General features: G+C 48.2%; 24 protein-coding genes. 9 read left to right on the top strand and 15 right to left on the bottom strand.

The annotated features are described in order from the left end of the window. The first annotated feature begins 114 nt into the window (after nucleotides 1–114). Together JNUCC22_RS16905 and JNUCC22_RS16910 are read left to right on the top strand one after the other, a co-directional pair. Nucleotides 115–1,725 carry an SWIM zinc finger family protein gene (locus JNUCC22_RS16905; protein WP_015240739.1) on the top strand — a complete coding sequence of 537 codons (1,611 nt, stop codon included), beginning with the start codon at nucleotides 115–117 and terminating at the stop codon, nucleotides 1,723–1,725. After that, nucleotides 1,712–4,486 (top strand): DEAD/DEAH box helicase, encoded by a 2,775-nt coding sequence (locus JNUCC22_RS16910; RefSeq protein WP_106079911.1) that lies wholly within the window; start codon nucleotides 1,712–1,714, stop codon nucleotides 4,484–4,486. Before JNUCC22_RS16905 ends, JNUCC22_RS16910 begins: the two co-directional genes overlap by 14 nt. Before the next feature lie 112 nt (nucleotides 4,487–4,598). Here JNUCC22_RS16910 and JNUCC22_RS16915 read toward each other — a convergent pair whose 3' ends face one another. The 4 genes from JNUCC22_RS16915 to JNUCC22_RS16930 form a co-directional block, all read right to left on the bottom strand. Then, complete coding sequence (locus JNUCC22_RS16915) at nucleotides 4,599–5,456, bottom strand: Cof-type HAD-IIB family hydrolase (protein WP_007407555.1); 858 nt, start codon at nucleotides 5,454–5,456, stop codon at nucleotides 4,599–4,601. Next, nucleotides 5,453–6,235 carry a transcriptional regulator GlcR gene (locus tag JNUCC22_RS16920; protein ID WP_020956457.1) on the bottom strand — a complete coding sequence of 261 codons (783 nt, stop codon included), beginning with the start codon at nucleotides 6,233–6,235 and terminating at the stop codon, nucleotides 5,453–5,455. Before JNUCC22_RS16920 ends, JNUCC22_RS16915 begins: the two co-directional genes overlap by 4 nt. A gap of 210 nt (nucleotides 6,236–6,445) precedes the next feature. Continuing rightward, nucleotides 6,446–6,787, bottom strand: coding sequence for a single-stranded DNA-binding protein (gene ssb, locus JNUCC22_RS16925; protein ID WP_119001947.1), 342 nt, complete (start codon nucleotides 6,785–6,787; stop codon nucleotides 6,446–6,448). 97 nt (nucleotides 6,788–6,884) lie between these two features. Next, complete coding sequence (locus JNUCC22_RS16930; RefSeq protein ID WP_003151247.1) at nucleotides 6,885–7,238, bottom strand: hypothetical protein; 354 nt, start codon at nucleotides 7,236–7,238, stop codon at nucleotides 6,885–6,887. A 170-nt stretch (nucleotides 7,239–7,408) separates the two neighbouring features. On the opposite strand from JNUCC22_RS16930, the gene JNUCC22_RS16935 reads away from it, so the two are divergent. Then, the gene (locus JNUCC22_RS16935) at nucleotides 7,409–7,819 is read left to right on the top strand and encodes a YwpF-like family protein (RefSeq protein ID WP_007407558.1); all 411 of its coding nucleotides are present in this window, start codon (nucleotides 7,409–7,411) and stop codon (nucleotides 7,817–7,819) included. 45 nt (nucleotides 7,820–7,864) lie between these two features. Here the strand turns inward: JNUCC22_RS16935 and mscL are convergent, their stop codons facing one another. Then, a complete protein-coding gene (mscL, locus tag JNUCC22_RS16940) occupies nucleotides 7,865–8,260 on the bottom strand; it encodes a large conductance mechanosensitive channel protein MscL (RefSeq protein ID WP_003151243.1) in 396 nt (131 codons plus the stop codon). 56 nt (nucleotides 8,261–8,316) lie between these two features. Further along, nucleotides 8,317–8,742, bottom strand: a complete 426-nt coding sequence (gene fabZ / locus JNUCC22_RS16945) for a 3-hydroxyacyl-ACP dehydratase FabZ (RefSeq protein WP_003151242.1) — start codon at nucleotides 8,740–8,742, stop codon at nucleotides 8,317–8,319. A 194-nt stretch (nucleotides 8,743–8,936) separates the two neighbouring features. Here fabZ and JNUCC22_RS16950 point away from each other — a divergent pair, with 194 nt between their 5' ends. After that, nucleotides 8,937–10,001, top strand: a complete 1,065-nt coding sequence (locus JNUCC22_RS16950; protein ID WP_007407559.1) for a tetratricopeptide repeat protein — start codon at nucleotides 8,937–8,939, stop codon at nucleotides 9,999–10,001. A gap of 17 nt (nucleotides 10,002–10,018) precedes the next feature. Here JNUCC22_RS16950 and JNUCC22_RS16955 read toward each other — a convergent pair whose 3' ends face one another. The 4 genes from JNUCC22_RS16955 to spoIIID form a co-directional block, all read right to left on the bottom strand. After that, a complete protein-coding gene (locus JNUCC22_RS16955) occupies nucleotides 10,019–10,840 on the bottom strand; it encodes a flagellar hook-basal body protein (protein WP_032869859.1) in 822 nt (273 codons plus the stop codon). Between the two features lie 24 nt (nucleotides 10,841–10,864). After that, complete coding sequence (locus JNUCC22_RS16960; RefSeq protein ID WP_007614310.1) at nucleotides 10,865–11,662, bottom strand: flagellar hook-basal body complex protein FlhO; 798 nt, start codon at nucleotides 11,660–11,662, stop codon at nucleotides 10,865–10,867. A 159-nt stretch (nucleotides 11,663–11,821) separates the two neighbouring features. Next, on the bottom strand, nucleotides 11,822–12,823 hold the full coding sequence (gene mbl, locus JNUCC22_RS16965; protein WP_003151237.1) for a cell shape-determining protein Mbl: 1,002 nt from the start codon (nucleotides 12,821–12,823) through the stop codon (nucleotides 11,822–11,824). A 180-nt stretch (nucleotides 12,824–13,003) separates the two neighbouring features. Next, nucleotides 13,004–13,285: a sporulation transcriptional regulator SpoIIID gene (spoIIID, locus tag JNUCC22_RS16970; protein WP_003151236.1), complete on the bottom strand. Its 282-nt coding sequence runs from the start codon at nucleotides 13,283–13,285 to the stop codon at nucleotides 13,004–13,006. A gap of 331 nt (nucleotides 13,286–13,616) precedes the next feature. Here spoIIID and JNUCC22_RS16975 point away from each other — a divergent pair, with 331 nt between their 5' ends. Both JNUCC22_RS16975 and JNUCC22_RS16980 read left to right on the top strand, forming a co-directional pair. Next, entirely contained in the window at nucleotides 13,617–14,030 is a 414-nt protein-coding gene (locus JNUCC22_RS16975) for a MarR family winged helix-turn-helix transcriptional regulator (RefSeq protein ID WP_216061942.1), read from the top strand. Between the two features lie 24 nt (nucleotides 14,031–14,054). Beyond that, the gene (locus JNUCC22_RS16980; protein WP_012118641.1) at nucleotides 14,055–15,251 is read left to right on the top strand and encodes an MFS transporter; all 1,197 of its coding nucleotides are present in this window, start codon (nucleotides 14,055–14,057) and stop codon (nucleotides 15,249–15,251) included. Between the two features lie 34 nt (nucleotides 15,252–15,285). Here JNUCC22_RS16980 and JNUCC22_RS16985 read toward each other — a convergent pair whose 3' ends face one another. The 3 genes from JNUCC22_RS16985 to JNUCC22_RS16995 all read right to left on the bottom strand — a co-directional run bounded on the left by JNUCC22_RS16985 (nucleotide 15,286) and on the right by JNUCC22_RS16995 (nucleotide 18,831). Next, nucleotides 15,286–16,740, bottom strand: a complete 1,455-nt coding sequence (locus tag JNUCC22_RS16985) for an NCS1 family nucleobase:cation symporter-1 (RefSeq protein ID WP_216061943.1) — start codon at nucleotides 16,738–16,740, stop codon at nucleotides 15,286–15,288. A 163-nt stretch (nucleotides 16,741–16,903) separates the two neighbouring features. Further along, the gene (locus JNUCC22_RS16990) at nucleotides 16,904–18,268 is read right to left on the bottom strand and encodes an MFS transporter (RefSeq protein ID WP_216061944.1); all 1,365 of its coding nucleotides are present in this window, start codon (nucleotides 18,266–18,268) and stop codon (nucleotides 16,904–16,906) included. Continuing rightward, nucleotides 18,265–18,831: an isochorismatase family protein gene (locus JNUCC22_RS16995; RefSeq protein WP_039063775.1), complete on the bottom strand. Its 567-nt coding sequence runs from the start codon at nucleotides 18,829–18,831 to the stop codon at nucleotides 18,265–18,267. The genes JNUCC22_RS16990 and JNUCC22_RS16995 overlap by 4 nt, the downstream gene beginning before the upstream one ends. 252 nt (nucleotides 18,832–19,083) lie before the next feature. Between JNUCC22_RS16995 and JNUCC22_RS17000 the strand changes: the two genes are divergently transcribed. Further along, entirely contained in the window at nucleotides 19,084–20,295 is a 1,212-nt protein-coding gene (locus JNUCC22_RS17000; protein WP_003151223.1) for an ammonium transporter, read from the top strand. Between the two features lie 17 nt (nucleotides 20,296–20,312). After that, a complete protein-coding gene (locus tag JNUCC22_RS17005; RefSeq protein WP_003151222.1) occupies nucleotides 20,313–20,663 on the top strand; it encodes a P-II family nitrogen regulator in 351 nt (116 codons plus the stop codon). A gap of 52 nt (nucleotides 20,664–20,715) precedes the next feature. Here JNUCC22_RS17005 and ftsW read toward each other — a convergent pair whose 3' ends face one another. Further along, nucleotides 20,716–21,870, bottom strand: a complete 1,155-nt coding sequence (ftsW, locus tag JNUCC22_RS17010) for a putative lipid II flippase FtsW (protein WP_216061945.1) — start codon at nucleotides 21,868–21,870, stop codon at nucleotides 20,716–20,718. 164 nt (nucleotides 21,871–22,034) lie between these two features. Between ftsW and JNUCC22_RS17015 the strand changes: the two genes are divergently transcribed. After that, nucleotides 22,035–22,610, top strand: a complete 576-nt coding sequence (locus JNUCC22_RS17015; protein ID WP_007407569.1) for an undecaprenyl-diphosphatase — start codon at nucleotides 22,035–22,037, stop codon at nucleotides 22,608–22,610. A 16-nt stretch (nucleotides 22,611–22,626) separates the two neighbouring features. Here the strand turns inward: JNUCC22_RS17015 and JNUCC22_RS17020 are convergent, their stop codons facing one another. Continuing rightward, nucleotides 22,627–23,049, bottom strand: a complete 423-nt coding sequence (locus JNUCC22_RS17020; protein ID WP_007407570.1) for a VanZ family protein — start codon at nucleotides 23,047–23,049, stop codon at nucleotides 22,627–22,629. Nucleotides 23,050–23,060: the final 11 nt, after the last annotated feature.

Below are 23,060 nucleotides of genomic sequence, written 5' to 3' on the forward strand. Positions count from 1 at the left end.
ACACATTCGGGTTTTTATGTCCTTTTTTAGGAAAAACTTTTTCCGGGCCATGTGTTGCGATATAATAGAGGAATTGGAATCTTTTTATTTTGTGACTCGTTAGGAGCGATAATCATGCTTCAGGATATGATTGCTAAAGAAGATGTGCTCGCAGCGGCTGAACAGCTTAAAGAACTTCTTCCTTACAATGAAGACAATGTTCAGCTGATGAAGAAAGCACTCATTTTATATCGGCAGGATTCCGTCTATCGTATACAGGTTCAAACCCCGACAGAGATTTCCGCATATGTGCAGGATGTTGTGCCTGTAAGGGTCACGCTGAACTTATTTTTCATGGTGAAAAGCGGCTGCGCATGCCCGTCTGAGGCGATCTGCCGCCACGTGCTGGCCGTTTTTCTTTATGTATATGCCCAATTCGAGCGGGTCGGTACCTTTACCGAACATTGGCTGGAAAGAGAAAAGCTTGAGGAAAGCAGGGAGCTTGTCCGCCGGCAGTTTCAGGAAAAAGTGCTGCCGAATGAAGAGTCGCTGTCAAGCTGGCTCGCTTTTTTTGATTCGGAATTCTCGCTGTGGGAGGCGCGGACGCCGGCCGGAAGCCAGACGATGCAGGGCCTTTATTACGGCTATCTGTCAGCGCTCAAAAAACACGCTCCGAAAAAACCCGAGCTTAAAAGCTTATATCAGATTCATTCGGCGCTTGCCGTCTGGCTTCACATGTTCACTTTGATTGAGTCAGGCAGATTGGATGCCGAAAAAGATTATTACAGCATCAATCCATACGTGGAACAGCTGATGGATACGATTTATTCCTCCATTGACAGACTGAAAACGTACGCTTTGTCTTTTTCACTCGATCCCTTTTTAGACCGGACGCCCCCGGTGCTCCGCAGACTGCTTGTGAAAGAAGAGCTTTTTCAATACGAACGCCTCCGGGTATTCGGTGAAATGTGGAGCGCGCTTTTGAACCGGCCGAAATGGGTCGCGCGTGAACAGGAGATTCTCGAACAGGAAAGCGGGCGCCGTTTTTCGCCGGAAGTGCGGTTCGGACGGCTTCATCTGGCCTTTTTGCAAAAAGATGATGAATCTGTCTTTGAAGATATGTCCCGCTTCCCTCCTGAAGCGCTGCCGTATACCTTTCAATGGCTCGGTGAACTCACCGCGAAAAAAGACTGGAAACGGCTGAAAGCATGGTATGGCCGGATCGAACCGCTTGCCGTGAACTATACGAAGCTTGATAAGCCGTTTAAAGAAATGCGCGACATCATCGGAGAGCTGTTTGCGCTATTAGCGGATTATGCGCGGCACTCACGGGATGATCAGCTGTTTGAACGGTTTGCTTCCGGCTGCCTTCCCTATACCTTTACCGAATACAGCCAGTACCTGTACGAAAAACGACGGTACGCGGAGTGGGTGGAGATTCACAGCCTCGTCGGTTTTTCCGTCTGGGAAATCGAAAAGGACATCCTGAAGGAAATTGCCGCCAGTGATCCGGAAGCGCTCATCCCCTCCTATCACCGGGCGGCGGCCTTTTTTATCGACCAAAAAAACCGCAGCGCCTATAAAGAGGCTGCGCGCCATCTGAAAAAACTGCGGACGCTTTATAAAAAGGCAAAAAAACAGCAGGTATGGGAGCGGTATATCAGCCGGCTGAGCGCAAGCTACAAGAGGCTGCGCGCCCTTCAAGAAGAATTGCAGAAAGGAAAGTTGATTGATGGCGAGTCTTAAGGAAATTTTCATTCATGTAGAACAAATGGAAGATTGGACATTTACGCTGTCAAGCCATGATGAGAAGGAGCAGCCGCTTACTCTCAGTCAGATGAAGACTCATTTGTTCCAATGGCATGAGTCCACCTTTTACGGAACGTTTCTTGAAGACGTCAGCTTCATCGGCACTCCGGCCGTTCTGCTCAGCCCGTGGATGACCGTCGAGCTGCTCGGAAAAAACTCGTTCAATTCATTCAGCACCGTGCAGCTGACAAAGGAAACGGAACCGTTAATCGAAGCGGCTTCGACGATATACGAATTTATTGCCGACGGCGATTTTCTTCCGGATTATGAGGCTTGGCAAAATGGCGTCCTGCGCTTCAAAGACCGCGAGCTTTTGCTGGAAGGCTTTACGGCAGACTGGTTCTCAGCCGCGGTCCAGGACTACATTCAGTACAATGATGACCTGCTGGAAAAATGGCGGCAGATCGAAACCCGCTCGCCGGCCGTTCATACGTTTAAAGGCTCCTTTTTGGATGAAGATGATTTTCTCGAGGGCATCGGCTGGCATGACGATCTGACGCCGTTTACCGTCGGGCTCCGATTAAACGAGCCTGATTTCGACGGTGACGACTGGAAAATCGAAATGTTTTTACGTGAGAAAAAAACCGGCTCCATCACCTTTTTTGACGGACTGAAGGGACTGAAAAAAGCGTGGCAGGCATACAGCGGAAAAATCGCGCGCGAACAGGACCGCTTCCGCAGAACGGTTCCCTGGCTTTCGTTTGATTCAGGAACGACGCTGATATCTGAAGAAGAGGCTTGGATCTTCTTATCGGAAGCGAGTGAGACGATTGTCGATATGGGTGTGGAGATTCTTCTCCCATCATGGTGGCAGATTGTCCGGGACAGCAATATGATGCTCAAGGCGAAAGTGTCATCCTCGCCGCGGGGCGAGTCCTTCGTCGGCATGAACGCTCTGCTTGATTTCAACTGGAGATTCGCCACAAACGGTATTGAGCTGACAGAGGATGAATTCAATGAGCTTGTCGCAAACAACAGACGTCTCGTCAACATCCGCGGCCAATGGGTGAAAATTGATCCACAATTTATTAAACAGATGAAAAAACTGATGGAAAAAGCGGAATCTGAGGGCCTCCACATGTCCGACGTGCTGGCGCGCGAACTGATGGATCACGGGGAAAACGGAGCCGAGGACACAGACATCATTGACTCATCGGCATTTGCCGGGATCAAGATCGAATTATCAAAGCAGCTCAGAAGCCTGATCCGCAAACTGACGGAAGCCCGGGATCTGCCGGAACATGAAGTCAGCGCCGCGTTTCAGGGCCAGCTCCGCCCTTATCAGATGTACGGCATGAACTGGCTTCTGTTTTTACGGGAAAACGGCTTCGGCGCCTGTCTCGCAGATGACATGGGACTTGGAAAGACGATTCAGATGATCGCTTATTTTCTCCATGTGAAGGAAAGCGGCCGGCAAAAAGCGCCTGCCTTAATCATTGCGCCGACATCGGTGCTCGGCAACTGGCAGCGTGAGCTCCAGACCTTCGCGCCGCAGCTGAAGGCCGTGCTTCATTACGGTCCCCGCCGGCCGAAGGGGGAAGCATTTGTCCCGGCCTATCAGGACGCGGACGTCGTTCTTACTTCTTACGGCCTGTCGCACGCCGATCAGGAAGAGCTTTCTTCCGTGACATGGAGCACCATCTGCCTTGATGAAGCGCAAAATATTAAAAACGCGCATACGAAGCAGTCCCGCGCGATCAGAAAGCTGAAAGGCGTCCATCATATCGCGCTGAGCGGAACACCGATGGAAAACCGCCTGACAGAGCTTTGGTCGATCTTTGATTTTATGAACAAAGGCTATCTCGGCAGTCTGACCGGCTTTCATAAACGCTATGTGCTGCCGATTGAAAAAGACCGTGACGAAAAAAGAATCAACCAGCTTCAGCAGTTAATCCGGCCGTTTTTACTGCGCCGGACAAAACGGGATGAAGAAGTGGCGCTTAATCTTCCTGACAAGCTGGAACAAAAAGAGTTTATCCCGCTCTCAGCCGAACAGGCATCCCTTTATGAACAGCTTGTCAAAGATACATTTGAACATATGGCTTCTCTGACCGGGATGCAGCGGAAAGCGCTGATTCTGAGCATGCTCGGCCGCTTGAAGCAAATATGCGACCATCCTGCGCTCTATTTGAAGGAAGAACAGACAGAGCTGTTAAACGGGAGATCCGTCAAACTGGAAAAGCTGCTTGATTTAATGGCGGTGATCCGCGGACAGGGGGAAAGCTGCCTCATTTTCACCCAATACATTCAGATGGGCAATATGATGAAGCGCCTCCTGGAAAAAACATTCGGAGAACCGGTTCAGTTTTTAAACGGAAGCCTATCCAAGCAGGAACGCGATTCTCTCGTCGAACGGTTCCAGAAGAAAGAATACCCGACGCTGATTTTGTCACTGAAAGCGGGCGGAACCGGCCTGAACCTGACGGCTGCCAATCATGTCATTCACTATGACAGATGGTGGAATCCGGCGGTGGAAAACCAGGCGACCGACCGCGCCTACCGAATCGGCCAGGAACGGTTCGTCCACGTTCACAAACTCATTACGACGGGAACGATTGAAGAAAAAATTGATGCCATGCTCGAAACGAAACAAACGCTGAACGATCAGATTATCCAAAGTGAAAATTGGATTACCGAGCTGTCATCCGCTGAGCTTGAAGAATTATTCACCCTCAGCGCATCGGCGCAATCACATTAAACGCAAAAAGGCCGGCTCTCTCAGAAGAGCCGGTCTTTTATGTCGTCCTTACTGTTACGCCGCATTTGCCATGAATGCGTCACGCCAGTCATGAACAGTATCGCCATACCTTTCACAGTAAATTCCTGATCATATGCGCAACGCCGTTTTGATCATTTGTCAATGTAACGGCATCAGCGATCTCCTTAATATCTTCTCTCGCATTCCCCATCGCTATGCCTTTTCCGGCCGCCTGAAGCATTGAATAGTCATTTAAGCTGTCACCGACCGCGGCGGTTTCAGCCATCGGAATGCCGAGCTTTTGCGCCAGCCGTTTGAGCGCCTGCCCTTTAGAGGCGTTTCGAGACGCCAGTTCGAAGTTGTGATCGGCAGAGCTGACAAGGGTGAGATCTTTCTGACCGCTGAATCGGTCCCAGCCCGCTTTCAGCTTCCGCTCATCAAACGAAAATCCGAGAATATTATAAAAATCCAGATGCTCTTCTTTCTCAAAGAGCTCACGGTATGAATGAATGTAAGCAAAGCCGGACTGGCTGTATTGCACTGAAGCCGCCTGTTCCAAAACGGAAAGATCGGTTTCCGGATTGGCGCTTTTCACCCGGTCCATTTCGATTTCGAGCAGCTGCCTGCCGGTTTCAGGCGTATAGATGGCTTTGTTTGTAAACACCTCATAGTAATATTGATTCTCTTCAAGCCATGACAAAATGCCGCGGGCTCTTGTTTCTTCAATCGCATCACAGTGGTACAGGCTGCCGTCAGGAGCATGAATGGCGGCTCCGTTTGCGCTGATGACCCACGTTTTTATGCCGAGCGGTTCGAATATGGAGTGCACGTCAAAATGCGCGCGTCCCGTGGAAACCACGATTTCAATTCCCGCTTGCCGGGCTTCCCTTAAAGCCCGCTCATTTTCATCGCTTACTTGATGACTGCTGTTCAGCAGTGTGCCGTCCAGATCTATGGCAATCAGTTTCACATGTCCTCATCCTCTTCTTCAGATTCAGTTACAAGCAATTCTACGCCGTGCCGGTCGAGCAGATCGCAAAAATCCTGATCAGGCAGCTGATCGGTAATCAGCAGGTCAATTTCATGCAGAGCTGCATACTGATAAAAACTCGTACGGCCAAGCTTGGAGTGATCGCTCAGCGCAATCACCTGTTCCGCCTGTCGGATCATTTTACGCTTTACCATGCCGTCTTCTTCATGCGGAATCGTCAGGCCGTTTTCCGAGATGCCGACAACGCCGATCAGCACCTTATCGGCGTGATAATCCCCCAGTTTTTCTACAACGGAAGCCCCGTATAAAAACCGGTGTTCCTTCTGGAGCTTTCCGCCGAGCAGGTGAATATCAATTCCCTCTTTTGCGGAAAGGATATCGGCCTGATTGATCGAATTTGTAATAACAGTGCAGCCGGTGACATTTAAATGCTCCGCGCAGGCCTGCACGGTTGTCGATGTGTCCAGGATGATCCGGTCTCCTTTATGGATCAGGGATGCGGCCAGCTTGCCGATTTTGTTTTTCTCTTCAGAAACGGTTTTCAGCCGGCCCGAATAGCCCGGAACTTCCTGATTCACCGACGGCAGAATCGCGCCGCCCCGTGTTCTGATAATGGCCCCGCGCTCTTTCAGCTTTACAAGGTCCCTTCTTGCGGTATCTCTTGAAATATGAAGCAGCGAACATATCTGTTCAGCGGTGATCCGCCGATGCTGTTTCAAATATTCCATTATCGCAATCAGTCTTTCTTCTTGATACACGTCCTCATTCCCTTTTTCGTCACTTATCTGTAAGTAATTATAAGTTTTTATCCCAATATATTCAATGTTTTTAAGTATTCATAAGCGAAATCACTTCTTTTTAACCATTTTTTAGCTCCCGCACAAAAAAACCAGTCTTTCGACTGGCGAGTGGGAAGGAGGTATTGCGGGGCCCGCTGAAAAAGGCGGGAAATCGAGGAAAAAAGCATGCTATTCAGCCAGCGGCTCTTTCCGTTTTTGATCCATAAACCGAACGGTATCAGCCATGACCTCGGTCACATAAACTTTTACGCCGTCTGTCTTTTCATAGCTTCTCGTCTGGATTCTGCCGCTTACACCGACCATTGACCCTTTTTGGCAGTACAATGCCGTATTTTCAGCGTTTTTTCTCCAGATGGTGCAGTTGACGAAGTCGGTTCCGGTTTCACCCGACGCGTTTTTAAAATTGCGGTTTACCGCCAACGTAATATGCGCGACGGGAATGCCCGCTGATGTAAAACGGAGCTCCGGGTCTTTCGTCAGCCGGCCGACAAGCATAACGTGGTTAAACAAGCCGTATCCTCCTCTCTTTTTCGAGGCTGGCTTCATTGTAGTACAAGGGCTCGTGAAAGCAAAAAGCGGAAAAAGCCGTTATCCGTTCAGGTTGCTCTTATGTTTTCGTTTTTCTTTCTGATAAAAAAAACTTTTGTTTTTGGCCGCTTATGTAATATGTATTTTTGAGCAGCCGCGAGAAAAGTTTCGTTTTGAGCCAGTCTTTCTCAAACATGCGGACAAACTTTCCGCCGTCCCATGCGAACCAGTAAAAACTCAGCTTTTTATCAGTCAGTGAAAGCTGAATTTTATACTGTTCCATGCGGTCTTTTGTTTCATATAAAAAGACGACATTTCCCCTTCTGTTAAGATGCACCTCACAATCTTCCTTTTTGCATACCAAGTAGGAATGATCGTCTTTTCGCCTTGAACCGTCTTCTATATAGATTTCCTTCAGGCGCAATTGATTCATAAGCATCTCTCCATGACCATATTCTTTTACATTATAATGAAAAAATAGAAATGATTAAATGTTGACCGCCTACAAAAATGATGAAGCATGTCTTACAGCATTTTCCCGGGAAAAATGATATGTGTTATAATAAATGAACGAAACATGGACAACAGGGGTGAAAATAAGAGATGAAAACCTTTAAACTGGTTGATCTGAATGTGGAACGTTTAGATAAAGACGATCAGCCGATTGAGCAGTTTCCCCTTTTAGACGGATTGATTATCAACAAAGAGGACGGAGAAAATCACTGGTTAATTGAAGCACTGGTCCCGGCCGAACACTTTTCTTTTTTTGACATGCTGATGAAAAGCCAGAAAGAAGCGAAGGTGTTTGTAACGATTACGAAAAAAAGCAACCGCCCCGCCCAGCTGACGGGAAGCATCAAAAATATCGTCGAGCTGGAAAGAAGTATACAAGTTTTAATTTACGGTCAAATGGTGTCAAGAAACCACCCCGGATCAGAAAGCATTCTGGAGTCGCTCGTGAAAGAAGGCTACTCGGGCAGCCGGCTGATTGAAGCGTTTAAACAAAAATTATGATCATGAAAAAGGCCGGACGTTAATCATCCAGCCTTTTTTTGTGCCCTAGTCATTGTGAGGAGCCCGCTGTTTCAGCAGATCTCTGATTTCAGTCAGCAGTTCTGTCTGCTGATCTGTTTCCTCGGCTTCTTCAGCCTCTTCTTCTGCTTCTTTTTTACGTCTCAGCTTGCCTATTGTGCGGATCACGATAAAAATAGAAAATGAAATAATGAAGAAGTTCACAATCGTTTGAATGAAGCTTCCGTACTTGATATGAGCATCGCCGAATGTCACGGCCAGCCCTGAAAAGTCAAGACCGCCAAGAAGCAGTCCGACAAGCGGCATGATGATGTCTTCAACGAGCGACGTCACGATTTTGCCGAAAGCGCCGCCGATGACGACACCGATAGCCAGATCCATGATATTGCCCCGCATCGCAAAGCTTTTAAATTCTGACCACATCACATTCACCCCTTTCTATACAAAATGGGCTTTTTTATAAGCCCATTTGTTTGCTTTTATTCTCCGAGCGCAAAAGTTAATTCAGCTTCACACACGAGCTCGCCGTCAACTTTGGCAACGCCTTTGCCGCGTCCGATCGTACCGCGCGCGCGGGTAATATCAACCTCAAGCTCCAGCTTGTCACCCGGTTTTACCTGCTTTTTGAAACGGCAGTTATCAATCCCCGCAAAAAATGCGAGTCTGCCCCGGTTTTCTTCTTTAATCAGCATCGCAACCGCTCCGACCTGCGCCAAAGCCTCTACGATTAATACGCCCGGCATAACAGGGTATTCAGGAAAATGGCCGTTGAAAAAATCTTCATTCGCCGTCACATTTTTATATCCCGCCGCCCGTTTTCCTTCTTCGACTTCCGTAATTCTGTCTACCAGAAGAAACGGATAGCGATGGGGAATAATTTCTTTAATTTGCTGAGTATCAAGCATTCTCTTGACATCTCCTTCATCGACAATAGTATGTATAGAAGGCATATGTGGCACCAATCTGTACATTTGGAAGTATATTATGAATCAATTTCTTTTTCAACCGCGCTGTAAACTGTAACCAGCTGGCAATGAGCCTCGTCCATTAATGTGTTATGATAAATAAAGACTTTTACCCTATGCAAAGAGGTTGGAAGATGATTGCTAAGTTTACTGAAAAACGTACGCTGGTGATGCTGAATGAGTGGTATGACGCCATGGGAAAACGCCAATTCGATCTAGCCCGTTCCCTTCACGAACAAATCAATCAGCATCTCCCCAAATTACAAAAGAATGCAAAGCTCAAACTCAGATATCAGCTGTTTTTCGCACGGTTTCAGCTGCTGTTTGAGAAAAAAGACGGTCTGAATAAGCTGTTCTGCGAGCTGAAGCGGCGCAAAGATGAGATGGATCATGAATTAACTTATTATTTCTATTTTTTCAAAGGGTTATTCCATATGGTGAATGGCGCTCCGAACCGTGCTGTCTGCCGCTTTAAAGAAGCTGAACAGTACCTGCCGGCCATTCAGGACCGTTTCGAAGCCGCTGAATTTTATTATAAAACAGCGGGTGCATATTACATGATGAAGTCGCCTGCGCTCTCCATTCAATATGTCAATAAAGCGCTGGAAATCTATCAAGATGAAGCCGGCTACATCAAAAAAACGCTCAGCTGCCGGCTGCTTCTCGCCGTGAATTATATAGACGAGGCACGCTATGACGACGCAGAACAGCTCTTCAATGAATCCATAAAGATAACGGACCGGATCAATGACAATAACCTGCTGTGCCACGCCTATTATAATTTTGGTTTTTTAAAGACCGCCCAGAAAAAAGATAAAGAGGCCCTCCCTTTTTACAAAAAGGTATTGGGCAATCAGCGTTTCGAGAAAGAGTCTCCCGTTTCCTACCTTCATTGTGTGTACGAAGCGGTCAGAGCACTTTTTAAAACCGGCTCTGCCGCCGAAGGACAAACCGTGCTGCAGAAAGGATTATACATATCTGAAAAAGTGCAGAACAAGATTATGAAATTGAAGCTGACCGCGCTCAACATACTGTACACCGCTCAGGAGGACCCGTACGACCGATTGCAGAAGCTTGTGCTGGAGTTGCAGAAAATTGAAGCGTGGGTGGATTTGGAAGTGCTGCTTCAGGATATTACTGATTACTACAAAAAAAAGGGCGATTTTGAGAAAGCCGCATTTTTTATCATGCGCGGCTGATCAAAACGCCCCTTCTTTTATCTCACTGAGTTGATTAAGCCCAGCATTTGGTCTCCCAATGTAATCGTGCGGCTGTTCAGCTGATAGGAACGCTGAGACACGATTAAGTCGGTCATTTCTTTTGACATATCGACATTTGAACTTTCAAGCGCGCCCTGCTCCATACCGATTGCCTGCCGGTTTGCGCCGGTAAGCTCTTCAATCGCTGAAGCCCCCGCGCCGTTTACGGAAAACAGATTATCCCCTTCCGCATGAAGCGCCTGAGGATTATTGACATTGACGATGCCGAGATTAAACGTCTGCGAACGGGTTCCCGCCTGGTCCGAAGCAGTCAGCGTTCCGGTTTTGCTGATTTTCAGCTGAGTCAGCGAACTGTCAATTTGTATGGGCTGACCGTTCTCATCGAGAATGGGATTGCCTCCCGCTGTCATCAGCTGAAGCAGCCGGTCATTTCCGCCGGCCGGCTTGAGGGAAAGTGAGCCGTCCCTTGTATACACCCGCCGTCCGTCCGCTTCTGCCTGAAGATATTGATAAGGTGATGTGAACGCGATATCAAGGTCACGGTCGGTTTTTTTGATGCTTCCCTGCCCTGAGTCCAGCTGCGGAGTCATCACCGTTCCGGCGCCGAGACGCAGGCCGGGCGGCGTTTTCCGCATGTTCGGCGAATTTTCCTTTTTATCATCTATGTGGTCATACTGCTGTCTGATCAGCTCGGAAAAGCGGGAGTCCCTCGCTTTATAGCCTGTCGTATCACTGTTTGAAAGGTTGCTGCTGACTGTATCCATCTGCTGCTGAAGCTGATGTAAGGCTGTTGAAGCCGTCAGCATTGATCTGAGCATCATAATTGAATGTCCCCCATTTTGTTACACTTTGCCGATTTCATTTGCGGCTTTATCCATGCTTTTATCGTAAGCCTGAATGACTTTCTGATTGGCTTCAAATGATCTGTATGCTTCCGTCATTTCTGTATACGTGCTCGTCACGTCCACGTTTGAAAGCTCCGAGACGCCTTGCTTTAATGAATACGAGACTTGGGGATTCGCCGCCGCGCTCGGCAGTTCAGAGCCGTCGGCCGTGCTGTATAGGTCATTGCCGTCCCGTTTCAGATTGCGCACGTCTTCTTCCATTCTGATATCAATCTGCCCCGCCGGCCGGCCGTTTGTCGTGACCGTTCCGTTTTCTGATACGGTGAATTTTTCATTGTCGACTGTAATCGGCTGTCCGTTTGTTGATAACACAAGGTTTCCGTTTATCGTAAGCTGATTGTTTTCATTTAATGAGAAAGTGCTGCTTTTTGAATAGCGGACGCCGCCCGCGGTCTGGACGGGATAAAACAGCTCGGCGTTTTCATTCGTTTCGGCATTCTTGGGAACCTGATTCTCCATAAGCGCGATATCCGTCGGCTGATCGGTCGTTTTCAGGCTTCCCTGCGTAAACAACGGTTTCAGCTCCTGCATGTATACGCCTGTGTTGACGGAACCGATTTTCGTTTTTTTATCGCCTTCTATTCGGCTCAGAAGCATCTCGGGAAAGGCGCGGATTGAACCTTGATCCTCTTTGTACCCTGATGTATTCGCGTTTGCGATGTTATTTGACAGCATTTCCGTTCTTCTCTGCTGTGTAATCATTGCGGACGTTGCGGTATATAATCCTTTTAACAAGTCTTCCACCTCTGAAATAGCATTATTTCCAGTTGCCTCACCGGAACATTTGTTCTATAATGAAAATCAGCATTTTTTCTTATTATCGGATTTACATTCCCGTTCGTGAAGGGTTTGACAGAAAAAAACCCCATTCTTTTTCAGAATGAGGTTTTATCATCAGCTCAGTTTGCGTTTTGGAAGCTTGTCCATGTTATCCAGCATGACGCCGGTTCCGACCGCAACGCAATCCATCGGGTTCTCAGCAACAAGAACAGGCACCCTCAGCTCTTCGGCAAGAAGCTGGTCAAGCCCGTTTAACAGCGCTCCCCCGCCGGTAATGATAACGCCGCGGTCGATGATGTCAGCGGACAATTCAGGCGGTGTTCTTTCAAGAACCTGCTTGGCGGCCTGCACAATGACGGCAACTGATTCACGAAGGGCTTCTTCTACTTCTTTGCTGTTTACTGTAATCGTTCTCGGCAGACCGGAAACCATGTCACGGCCGCGGATGGTGATTTCTTCATGACGTGCGTCTGGGAAAACCGTTGCGACCTTCACCTTAATATCTTCAGCGGTACGTTCACCGATCAGCAGCTTATACTCGCGTTTGATATAATTTAAGATTTCCATGTCAAACTTGTCCCCAGCCATCTTAATAGAAGAGGAGGTGACAATATCGCCCATAGAAATAACTGCGATATCTGTCGTACCGCCTCCGATGTCAACAACCATGTTACCGCTCGGCTGGAAGATTTCCATACCCGCGCCGATAGCGGCAACTTTCGGTTCTTCTTCAAGGTACACATGCTTTCCGCCGCTTTTTTCAGCTGCTTCTTTAATCGCTTTTTGCTCAACGGATGTAATATTCGTCGGGCAGCAGATCAGCATGCGCGGTTTTGAGAAAAGTCCTTTTACATTCAGCTTATTAATGAAATGTTTCAGCATGGCTTCTGTTACTTCGAAGTCTGCGATTACACCGTCTTTCAGCGGACGGATCGCAACAATATTCCCAGGTGTACGTCCAACCATTCGTCTGGCTTCTTCACCGACAGCCAGCACTTTGCCGCTGTTTTTATCAAGTGCCACAACGGAAGGCTCATTCAGAACAATTCCTTTTCCTTTTACATGGATCAGTACATTTGCAGTACCGAGGTCAATTCCAATATCCCTTGCAAACATCTATTTATATCCTCCTTGATATCTGTTTCACAGTAAAATATCCACATTGTGCCCTAATTATATATATTATCATAATTTATCAAAAAAAAGCTGCTGAACGATATAAGTTCTTGACAAAATTTTGCGGATATTCGCGAAACCGCCCGGGAGGAGAAAAAAGGGCCCGGCAGACGTCAGGCGCTACGGCTGCTGAACGGGCTCCCCTTCAAGAATTTCATCCTTCTTGTACTTTAATTTCGTCGCCTCTCCCCCTCTTAAATGTCTGATGGATTTATGATAATCGAGTATTTCTTTTACTTCATTCGCCAAGTCAGGATTGATTTCAGGCAGGCGCTCTGTCAGATCTTTGTGTACGGTACTTTTGGAAACACCAAACTCTTTCGCAATGACACGAACGGTTTTTTTCGTCTCCACGATATACTTGCCAATCTTGATTGTTCGCTCTTTGATGTAATCGTGCACACCACTCGACCTCCCCAGTTGGATGTGAGAAGTGTGAAATGAGATCCGTATTCTGTAACAGATTCACTGATGATGCAGCTTCTTCGTTGTCCGATTATATAAGAAGGTTTTAGAAATATGCCCACGATCCCTCACCTCAAACACTCTCTTTGATAGGTTTGTAACAGTGTATTAGCAATGAATTGGGAATATGCTAAAAACTCAATAAGGACAAGGGGTGGGTCATAATTTTCTGCTTTTTGGTCGGGGGGTTTACATCCGCGTGATCCTGCTGTAGAATGAAACAGCACAATTAGTTACTTAGGTAAGTTTTTTGAAAAGGAGAACGGAAATGATCCACGTCAACAGACGCCTCATTCACCAAATCAATCAATGCGCCCGCCTGATTACGAAGAAAGCCAATGAACGGCTGGAACCATTCGGCTTGTACTCCTCTCAATGGTCAATCCTATATTGCTTAAAAACGATCGGACCGATGACCCAAAAAGAAATCTGGTCCTATCTGAACGTAGAGGCGCCGACCGTTACCAGAACGATCAAACGCCTTGAAGAAAACGGCTGGATTCAGCGGGAACAGGGAGAAGACAAGCGGGAAAAGCTCGTCGTCCTGACGAAGGAAGCTGAATTGAAATACGACAGCATCAATCAAGAGATGCTGAAGTTCGAGGAAGACATGCTTGCGGATTTCCAAGATGGAGATAAGGAAGTTTTTTCTGAGTTTCTGAATGTGTTTTTAACGAAATAGAAAAGAAAGGGAAGTGCTGTACTTTTGAGTAAATCTGACTCGATCTGGACCAAAGATTTTATTATGGTCGTACTCGTGAATTTATTTGTCTTTGTGTTCTTTTATACATTTTTGGCCGTGCTGCCTATCTATATGATTCAGGAGCTTGGCGGCAGTGAATCGCAAGGAGGGCTTTTGATCAGCCTGTTCCTGTTATCTGCTATTATCACCCGTCCTTTTTCAGGGGCGATTATTGAACGGTTCGGCAAGAAAAGAATGACGATTGTATCCTTGGCGCTGTTCGCCCTGTCTTCTTATCTGTATTTGCCGCTACACAATTTCTATCTGCTGCTCGGACTGCGTTTTTTCCAAGGCATCTGGTTCAGCATTTTAACGACGGTTACGGGCGCAATTGCCGCTGACATTATTCCCGCCAAGCGGCGCGGCGAGGGGCTCGGTTATTTTGCGATGTCTATGAACCTTGCCATGGCGATCGGTCCTTTTCTCGGACTGAGTCTTGTGAAAGTCATTTCGTTCCCGGTTTTCTTTACGATTTTTGCCGTATTTGTTTCTTTAGGCTTGCTGATTGCTTTTATGATTCGTGTGCCGGATCAAAACAACAGCGGAACGACTGTCTTCCGTTTTTCTTTCTCCGACATGTTTGAAAAAGGCGCGCTTAAAATCGCGATTGTCGGGTTGTCCATTTCTTTCTGTTATTCAAGTGTGACTTCATATTTATCCGTTTATGCCAAGACGATCCACCTGTTGGATGTCAGCGGCTATTTCTTCGTCTGTTTCGCAGTGACGATGATGGCCGCCCGTCCTTTCACAGGAAAGCTGTTTGACAGAGTGGGGCCGGGAATCGTCATCTATCCGTCGATTATCGTGTTCTCCGCGGGGCTTTGCATGCTGGCGATGACAAACAGCGCCCTCATGCTTCTCTTGTCCGGTGCCGTAATCGGTCTCGGATACGGCTCTATCGTACCGTGTATGCAGACGCTGGCGATTCAGAACTCGCCCGGACACCGTTCAGGCTTTGCGACGGCTACCTTCTTCACTTTCTTTGACAGCGGGATTGCCGGCGGATCCTATGTATTCGGCCTCTTTGTCGCTTCGGCCGGATTCCATTCGATTTATCTGGCAGCGGGGCTGTTCGTCCTGATTGCTTTACTCCTGTATGGCTGGAGCCAGAAAAAAAGAACGCCGCTTGAAGCGGACGGAAACGTTTCAATCGCAGACTGATATGACAAAAAGCCGGGGGCAGCCCCGGCTTTTTTTATTCGGCCGCTCTTTCCTGCGCGATTCGTCCCGCCGCTTTTACATAAGGAGGATGAATATACATAAGCGCCGTATAACCGAGACATGACAAAATGACACCCGCAAACCAGGAGATATCATAGATGCCGGCGAACGCCGGGACGTACATCCCGATTAAAGAAATAAACGCGCCGAGAAAAGTCGCGGCAAAGGCCCGGTAATTATAGCCTTTGTAATAAGTGTACTGTCCGGTTTCCGAATAAAGGTCTTCAACTGAGAGCTGCCTTTTTCTGATGATAAAATAATCAGCCATCATCACCCCGGCCACCGGTCCGAGCATCCCGCCGATGAGCCCGAGAAACGCATAAACATTCGTGGCGCTCTCCATCAGCTTCCACGGTATTGTGAACAGGGCCAAAACGGCGGTCAAATACCCTCCCCTCCTGAATGTAATATACTTCGGCAGGACATTCGCCAAGTCATAGGCCGGTGACACGATGTTTGCCGCCACGTTAACCGAGACGGCGGCGATGCAAAGTGTGATGACCGAAAGAGCGATAACAAAAGGATTATCAAACCGGGCCAAAATCTCCACCACATCCCAAATCGGTTCTCCGAATGCTACTTGTGATCCGGATGTCACCGTGATGCTTGCAAACGCGAACAGCGCAAACGTTCCCGGCAGCCCGTAAAACTGGCCGCGAATCTGTTCTTTTTGCGACGCGGCGAACCGGGTGAAGTCAGGGATATTCAGGATCAGCGTCGCCCATATTCCGATAATGCCCGTCACTCCAGCGGCAAACGGCCAAAACGTTTCAGAAAAGGTATGGAACTTTCCCGGCTGTGAGTAAATCGGTCCGAGCCCGCCGGCAATATCTATCGCCCACCAGACCATGCCGCCGAAGACGAGATAAACAAGCGGGCCCGCCCACACTTCAAATTTTTTGATCGATTCCATGCCGTGCCGCAGTACAAGCAGATGAATGCCCCAAAAGAAAATGAACGACAGAAAACCCGGCAGATGAAGCCCGAGTATATTCCAATCTCCGCCGAGACTCCCCCAGCCCGGCCATATGTTCAAAAGCAGAATGTGCAAAGCCGTGCTCCCGGCAAATGTTTGAATTCCGAGCCACATGATGGCTGTAAACGCCCTGAGAAGCGCCGGAATGTTAGCCCCGTATATTCCGTAAGAAGCCCTGATAATGACCGGAAACGGCAGGCCGTATTTCGTTCCGGCATGGCCGTTCAAGGCCAAAGCGGCGAACAAAATCAGTGACGCCGTCACGATAATGGCGAGCACCTGCCACGGAGAAAGGCCGATCGCAATGAGCCCGCCCACAGTCGCGTAGGTCGGGATATTATGAATACAACCCATCCAGATGGATGCAAAATTCACCGCTTTCCATGTCCGTTCGCCGTCTTCTAAAGGCAGTAAATCTTTATTGCTTAGCCGATCACTCGTTGTTTTTTTCATTTTCTCCCTCCCACATGTACGTTTTTCTTACATCACATGTGAAAAAATATAACTGAAAATTCCGTAAATAACATTGGTCGCTATCGACAATAATCGTTTTGATTTTTGAGCACATTACACAAAAAAAGAGACGGGGAGAGCCCGTCTCTTTTTGTTGCGCCTGTTAAGAGGCTTTTTTGAGGAGAACCGAAAACCGGAACGCCATCAAAAGGCTTACAGCGCCGACAACGATAAGAATCGTCCCAAGCATATGAAAATGGCCGGCGGTAATTTCTTTTCCGAAAAGAATGCCCAAAATGACAGAAGACAAAATCGAACCGAGATACCGGCAGGTCTGAAACAGGCCGGACGTTGTTCCGACCATGTCGGCGGGGCTCGTTGTCAGCATGGCCGCCTGAAACGTGACATTTCCGAAGCCGTAGCCGACACCCAGCACGGACAGGATCAGCCCTTTTCCTATCATGGGCGCCTGAAGAAAGAAAAACGTTAACAGCACCGCTCCGATCGCGGTCAGGCAGGTTCCGGCAACAATCGGCTGAAGAAGCCCTTTCTTATCTATCCATTTTCCGGTCAGAGGCGACACCAGAATACTCATGCCCGACATAAACAGCATAATCAACCCGCTTGTCTGAACGGACAAATGCATTTCATCCTGAAAATAGCTCGGAAGCCCGAAAAAGATGCAGTAAAAGAATATATTCAGCAAAATAAATTGAATATACACCGACGATAGTTTCCGATGCGTTTTAAACAGCCTGACATCAATAAACGGTTTCTCTGTTTTCAGCTCGCGCCAGATAAACAGCCCGACAAACAAAAGCCCGAATACGCCTTCTGTATAGTGAGGCTTCGTACTGAAGGACAATAAAAACGACAGGAGAAGGATAATCGCCCCGGCAAACAGGAGTATCCCGATCGTATCAAGCTGGCGGAGCACACCTTTCAAGCCGCCGATCTCGCGTTTTTTATCTTTCGGAAACATATACATTCCGAGAAAAAAGCTGAGAATGATAAACGGCAGATTGACGAAAAAGATTGCCGGCCACCCTCCCCAAACGATCAGAAAACCGCCGAGAGTCGGACCGAGCGCCGTCATGGCTGATGCAAAGATTGACAGGACGGCCAGCGCCGAAGCCTGCTTCTCCCGTATATTTGAACGGATCAATCCGACGCCGGACGGATATATCGCGCTGCTTCCGATCGATTGAAAAAGCCGCATGACCAGCAAAGTCATAAAAGTCGGCGCAAACGGCGCGCCGACCGCTGAGACGGCAACAAGCAGAAGCCCGATCAAAAACAGCTTCTTCCTGCCGAGCATATCACCGAGCTTCCCGGTAACAGGCTGCGCCACCGCGCTGGCCAGATAAAAGGACGATATCAGCCAGGACACCGTTGTAAACGACAGGTGAAATTCATGCTGAATACTGTGAAGCGCAAGAGAAATCATCGACGAGTTCAATGGGTTCAGCATCGTCCCCGAAGCCACGGCCGTCAAGAACAGGACGCGGCTTTTTTTGGAGATTGTCATTTTGTCTGTGCGATAAATTCTTCCGTCGTCCGGCTTCTGCCGATTTTCGGGAAGATAAACTTGAGTGTCGCTTCGTGCTGTTCATCGCTGAATGTCGCCATCGCGTCAGTTACGAAAACTTGCTGATACCCGAGCTGAAAAGCTTCTCGCGCCGTGCTTTCCACACCGATGTTTGTCGCAATCCCGCATAACACAATTGTGTCGATTCCCCGTCTCCTGAGCTGAAGGTCCAGGTCCGTGCCGAAAAACGCGCCCCACTGCCGTTTTGTTACCGTATAATCATTTTCTTTCACTCCGATGTCAGGCACAAATTCAGCCCAGTCCGCCGGCGGAGCCGAATGGCCCGCCGCCTCTTCATCCGTCAGCGGCTTCAGCGCATCCGCTCCGTCATGAAAATCCACGTTCACAAAGCTGATAAATCCGCCTTTTTCCCGGAACACATCAATTAATTTTTTCGCGTTCGGCACAACGGTACCGCTTTTATCCATCGGCACAATGCCTTTTTGTAAATCAATAAGGACCAAAGCCGTTTTTTCAAATTGCAGATTTAATGATGTTGTCATAATGATTCCTCCTGATGCAGTTAGTGTTTCTCACCCCGTTTATTTTACTCTTTCCCGGACAGGATTTCTTACGCCGTGCTCCGGCGCTCTTTTTATGGATATAAAGTCGCACGGCACCCATTTGAAAAAGCAGCATTATGAACGCAAAAAACCATGTCAGATAACCTTACACGAAAATGTTTTATCGTTCTTTTTTCTCTATAATAATGAATTAATCACAATTACATTCTGAATGAGACGGAGGAATACAACATGCAGATGGGCGATACAGTATTTATGTTCTTTTGCGCTTTACTCGTGTGGCTGATGACCCCCGGGCTGGCTTTGTTTTACGGCGGAATGGTAAAAAGCAAAAACGTGCTCAGCACGGCGATGCATAGTTTTTCTTCTCTCGCCATCGTATCCGTCGTTTGGGTTTTGTACGGATATTCACTTGCTTTTGCCCCCGGCAATACATGGCTTGGCGGGATTGAATGGGCCGGGCTGAAGGGGGTCGGCTTTGAACCCGGAAGTTACAGTGATACGATCCCGCATTCCTTGTTCATGATGTTCCAAATGACGTTTGCCGTACTGACGACGGCCATTATTTCCGGAGCATTTGCTGAACGCATGAGATTCAGTGCTTTTCTTGTATTTTCCTTTTTGTGGGCTTCCCTCGTATATACGCCCGTTGCGCACTGGGTATGGGGCGGCGGCTGGATCGGCCAAATGGGCGCTCTTGACTTCGCAGGCGGAAACGTCGTCCACATTTCTTCCGGAGTCGCCGGGCTTGTGCTGGCGATTGTGCTCGGGAAACGCAAGGACGGCACGGCGGCTTCGCCTCACAACTTAATTTACACGTTCTTGGGCGGAGCGCTCATCTGGTTCGGATGGTTCGGCTTCAATGTCGGCAGCGCCCTCACGCTTGACAGTATCGCGATGTTTGCCTTCATTAACACAAACACCGCGGCTGCAGCCGGAATTATCGGCTGGATTTTAATCGAATGGATGCTGAATAAAAAACCGACCATGCTGGGTGCTGTATCAGGCGCAATCGCCGGGCTTGTCGCCATTACGCCGGCTGCCGGGTTCGTTACGCCGTTCTCTTCCATCGTAATCGGTTTCATCGGCGGGCTTGTCTGCTTTTGGGGCGTTTATTGGCTCAAAAAGACTTTCGGTTATGATGATGCGCTTGACGCTTTCGGCCTGCATGGGATCGGCGGGACATGGGGCGGCATCGCGACCGGTTTATTCGCCACCACTTCCGTCAATGACGGCGGGGCAAACGGGCTGTTTTACGGCGATCCGGGACTGCTCTGGAAGCAGATTGCGGCCATTGCGGCAACCTATGTATTTGTATTTATTGTCACTTTCGTTATCATTAAAATTGTAGGTCTGTTCATTCCCCTGCGCGCCAGTGAAGAAGAAGAGTCACTTGGGCTTGATTTAACGATGCACGGGGAAAAAGCATATCAGGACTTATAAAGTGAGGAGTGGCTTAGATGAGCGGTCAAATGTTCAAGGTAGAAATCGTTACGCGTCCGGCTAAGTTTGAAACATTGAAACAGGAACTCGGTAAAATCGGAGTCACATCGCTGACCTTCTCCAACGTACACGGCTGCGGCCTTCAAAAAGCCCACACCGAACTGTACCGCGGAGTCAAAATTGAAAGCAATGTGTATGAACGGCTGAAAGTGGAAATCGTTGTCAGCAAGGTCCCCGTTGATCAAGTCGTGGAAACGGCGAAAAAAGTGCTGAAAACGGGAGAGCCCGGAGACGGAAAAATATTCGTCTATGAAATCGGAAACACGATTAATATCCGCACCGGAGAAGAAGGACCAGGAGCTTTATAAACAGGCAGAACGCCCGGAGACAGAAATGTCCCGGGCGTTTTTTCCAGCTTCATTAAAAAGAAGAAACCTTTTTTTCATGCGGGACAGCCCGCTTATGCCGTACGGGTTGTTTTTTCGCATATGTACTGATATTGACCAGTATGCCGCACAAAAACAGCGTCATAATCAATGAAGAACCGCCGTAGCTGATAAACGGAAGCGGCACACCCGTAACCGGGAGAAGTCCGCTCATCGCTCCCAAATTCAATACAACCTGAAACATTAATTGAAACGTAATTCCGATGGCAAGAAGCTTCCCGAACGGGTCATCAGCCCGCACGGCCGTTTTTACGCCGAGAAGCATTAACGCAAAATATAATCCCAAAACGATCAGAACACCGAATATCCCCAGCTCTTCGCTGATCACGGCCATAATGAAATCGGTATGCGCCTCAGGCAGATAGTTCATTTTTTCAACACTGTTTCCAAGCCCTCTTCCGAAAAACCCGCCTCCGGAAATAGCAAAATAGGATTGAATCAGCTGATAGCCGTCCCCGTTCGCGTCACCAAACGGATTGGTAAAGGAAACGAGGCGCTTCACACGATAGGAAGCGGAAAATGCGAGATAAACAACCCCGGACACCGCCGTCGCGCCGAGCACGAACAGATGGCGCTTTTTCAAGCCGGCACATAATAAAATCGACCCGCACGCCGCCAGGATTAAGGAAGCCGTCCCTAAATCAGGCTCCGCCAATGTCAGCAGAAAAGCAGTTCCCAAAATCACTAAAGGCGGCAGAACCCCTTTCACAAATTGATGAATGTACGGCTGCTTTTTCGTATAAATCGAAGCGAAATACAAAATCATCGCGATCTTCGCCAATTCAGACGGCTGTACGACAAGCGGGCCCGCTCCCAGCCACCTGCGGGAAAAATTCCGCTCCAGCCCGATTCCCGGTATCAATACGAGCAGCAGCAATACCAGCGAACCGACCACAAACAGCGGTACAAGCCGCGCATACCGCTTATACGGCAGACAGGCGGCAAATAGAAATAAGCATAATCCGATCAGTAAAGAGGCACTCTGCTTATGGAAGAAATAGGATGGATCTCCGTACCGCTGAGACCCCATCACATCACTGGCGCTGTACACCATTAACAAGCCGAATCCGCAAAGCAGCATAATGACAAACACAAGCGGCAGATCGGCGTTTTTCAAACGTTTCAGCAACGGACAAAACTCCTTCGGCTATTCTTTTCCCGCATACTTGACGCACAGTAATACAGTCACGTTTCATTCTGTTTACTTTTTTATGATTATTTTTAATACCAATTGTGTCTCATAGAAAAAAGCATTACACTGTTCATATAAAATAAAGATAAAAGGTGATATTTGTGAATTACGAACTATTTAAAGCGATCAATGGTTTGTCGCACCATAGTGCCATTCTCGACTCTATCATGGTATTTATTACGGAATACGCCATTTACGCCTACGCCCTTTTCCTGCTTGCCATGTGGCTGTTCGGAAGCACAAAAGGCAGACAAAACGCCCTGTACGCGGGCTTTACGGGTGTTGCAGCGCTTATCGTCAACTACCTCATCACGAAAGTCTATGTCGAGCCGCGCCCCTTTGTCGAACATACGGTTCATACGCTGATCCCTCATGCCGCGGATGCTTCATTTCCGAGTGACCATACGACAGGCGCTTTGGCGATTTCAATTGCAATTCTGTTCCGCAACAAAAAACTCGGCTGGCCGCTTGTGATTTTCGGCCTTTTGACCGGCTTCTCAAGAATTTGGGTCGGCCACCATTATCCGATCGATGTGCTCGGAAGCATTATCGTTTCCCTCATTGTCGGATTCCTGCTGTTCAGATTTTCAAATGTGCTTCGTCCGATTGTCGATCTGATCGTGCGAATCTATGAAAGTATCGTTCATAAAAGCAAATCGACAAACCATAATATATAAAAAAAGCCGGCGTCTGTCACAGACTGCCGGTTTTTGTATGTTTGGCTGTATGCTTTTTCCTTTGTAAAGCACAGAATGCGGCAATGCCGAGACTGTCAATCAGCACATCGCGGAGGCATCCGTTTCTGCCGAAAAAGAGCTGGACGATTTCTGTCAGGAAAGCGGCGGCCAATGCATACAGCACCGCCCTCTTCATGCGCCTGCGCTCTCTGAAAAACAAATAGGCGAGCACAAAAAATGAAAACGCGTGCCCGAGCTTTTGAATCGCCGCTTCCGGTATGGCGAGCTCCGCCATATCGAACACAAAGAAACCGGACACATCCGGATGCGGCGTGAAACGGAAGGACACCGTCTGCGACACAATCATATCGTGAAAGCTTTCCGTCAAAGCAGAAACGAAAACAAAGACGAGCCACCCGGCCGCCAGACATTTATTCATTCAGCATCTCC

This window comes from Bacillus sp. JNUCC-22, from assembly GCF_018861275.1.
In the GTDB taxonomy this organism is placed as follows: Bacteria; Bacillota; Bacilli; order Bacillales; family Bacillaceae; genus Bacillus; species Bacillus velezensis.

Bases quoted from the DNA above. Each gene is read 5' to 3' on its own strand.
- JNUCC22_RS16905 (WP_015240739.1), top strand. From the start codon at position 115: ATGCTTCAGGATATGATTGCTAAAGAAGATGTGCTCGCAGCGGCTGAA.
- JNUCC22_RS16910 (WP_106079911.1), top strand. From the start codon at position 1,712: ATGGCGAGTCTTAAGGAAATTTTCATTCATGTAGAACAAATGGAAGAT.
- JNUCC22_RS16930 (WP_003151247.1), bottom strand. From the start codon at position 7,238: ATGAATCAATTGCGCCTGAAGGAAATCTATATAGAAGACGGTTCAAGG.
- JNUCC22_RS16935 (WP_007407558.1), top strand. From the start codon at position 7,409: ATGAAAACCTTTAAACTGGTTGATCTGAATGTGGAACGTTTAGATAAA.
- mscL (WP_003151243.1), bottom strand. From the start codon at position 8,260: ATGTGGTCAGAATTTAAAAGCTTTGCGATGCGGGGCAATATCATGGAT.
- fabZ (WP_003151242.1), bottom strand. From the start codon at position 8,742: ATGCTTGATACTCAGCAAATTAAAGAAATTATTCCCCATCGCTATCCG.
- JNUCC22_RS16950 (WP_007407559.1), top strand. From the start codon at position 8,937: ATGATTGCTAAGTTTACTGAAAAACGTACGCTGGTGATGCTGAATGAG.
- JNUCC22_RS16955 (WP_032869859.1), bottom strand. From the start codon at position 10,840: ATGCTCAGATCAATGCTGACGGCTTCAACAGCCTTACATCAGCTTCAG.
- mbl (WP_003151237.1), bottom strand. From the start codon at position 12,823: ATGTTTGCAAGGGATATTGGAATTGACCTCGGTACTGCAAATGTACTG.
- JNUCC22_RS16975 (WP_216061942.1), top strand. From the start codon at position 13,617: ATGATCCACGTCAACAGACGCCTCATTCACCAAATCAATCAATGCGCC.
- JNUCC22_RS16985 (WP_216061943.1), bottom strand. From the start codon at position 16,740: ATGAAAAAAACAACGAGTGATCGGCTAAGCAATAAAGATTTACTGCCT.
- JNUCC22_RS16990 (WP_216061944.1), bottom strand. From the start codon at position 18,268: ATGACAATCTCCAAAAAAAGCCGCGTCCTGTTCTTGACGGCCGTGGCT.
- JNUCC22_RS16995 (WP_039063775.1), bottom strand. From the start codon at position 18,831: ATGACAACATCATTAAATCTGCAATTTGAAAAAACGGCTTTGGTCCTT.
- JNUCC22_RS17000 (WP_003151223.1), top strand. From the start codon at position 19,084: ATGCAGATGGGCGATACAGTATTTATGTTCTTTTGCGCTTTACTCGTG.
- JNUCC22_RS17005 (WP_003151222.1), top strand. From the start codon at position 20,313: ATGAGCGGTCAAATGTTCAAGGTAGAAATCGTTACGCGTCCGGCTAAG.
- JNUCC22_RS17020 (WP_007407570.1), bottom strand. From the start codon at position 23,049: ATGAATAAATGTCTGGCGGCCGGGTGGCTCGTCTTTGTTTTCGTTTCT.